This window comes from Oleiphilus sp. HI0043 (genome assembly GCF_001634935.1).
Genome location: NZ_LWEY01001544.1, coordinates 1 through 922 on the forward strand (window position 1 = coordinate 1; position 922 = coordinate 922).

Below are 922 nucleotides of genomic sequence, written 5' to 3' on the forward strand. Positions count from 1 at the left end.
CAGGGAATCATTTAGAATCTATTTCATTCCAATACCGATTTAATAAAAGGCAAATCACCCGTGTTAAAAATCATTGTTGTCATACTTGTTGTTGCACTTGCAGCATTCATCGTCCACCGCACTAATCAAAACAAAAAGCTAGCCGTTGAGAATCAACAATTAGGCAGTGAGTTTCTTGCCCAAAACATGACCAAAGAAGGCGTTGTCACAACCGAGTCGGGTCTTCAATATAAGGTACTTCAAGCCGGTACGGGAGAAGCCCACCCTACTGCAAACGATAAAGTTAAAGTTCATTATCATGGCACCTTAACTGATGGCACTGTCTTTGATAGTTCCGTAGCTCGCGGACAACCTATCTCTTTTGGCTTGAATCAAGTTATCAAAGGCTGGACTGAAGGTCTGCAACTTATGGTGGTTGGCGAGAAGACCCGATTATTTATTCCGAGCGAACTTGGCTACGGAAATAGAGCTGCTGGCGCCATCCCGGCTGGCTCGGTACTAATTTTTGATGTTGAGTTGCTTGGCATCAATGAATAAACAACTATAGTGAGATATAACTACTCGTAACAGAACAATTACGAGTCTTTTTAAGATAACGGAGAATAGAATGAAGCTTGTTACTGCGATAATCAAACCTTTTAAACTTGATGATGTACGTGAAGCACTATCAGAAATCGGTGTTCAGGGTATAACAGTTACTGAAGTTAAAGGATTTGGTCGCCAGAAAGGTCATACAGAGTTGTATCGTGGCGCTGAGTACGTTGTAGACTTTCTACCAAAAGTTAAACTNGAAGTAGCGATCAGTGAAGATATGCTAGATAAAGTTATCGAAGCGATGACAAATGCAGCCAATACTGGAAAGATCGGCGACGGCAAGATATTTGTTTCATCACTTGAGCAAGTGATTCGAATCCGTACTGGC

The 922-nt window shown here is 41.6% G+C and carries 2 protein-coding genes; both read left to right on the forward strand.

All coding sequences use genetic code 11. The features are described 5' to 3' along the window. Positions 1-60 precede the first annotated feature (60 nt). The gene (locus A3729_RS23075; protein ID WP_068509573.1) at positions 61-537 is read left to right on the forward strand and encodes an FKBP-type peptidyl-prolyl cis-trans isomerase; all 477 of its coding nucleotides are present in this window, start codon (positions 61-63) and stop codon (positions 535-537) included. 70 nt (positions 538-607) lie between these two features. After that, positions 608-922: P-II family nitrogen regulator (gene glnK / locus A3729_RS23080; RefSeq protein WP_068634323.1), on the forward strand; the 315-nt coding region annotated here is incomplete at its 3' end.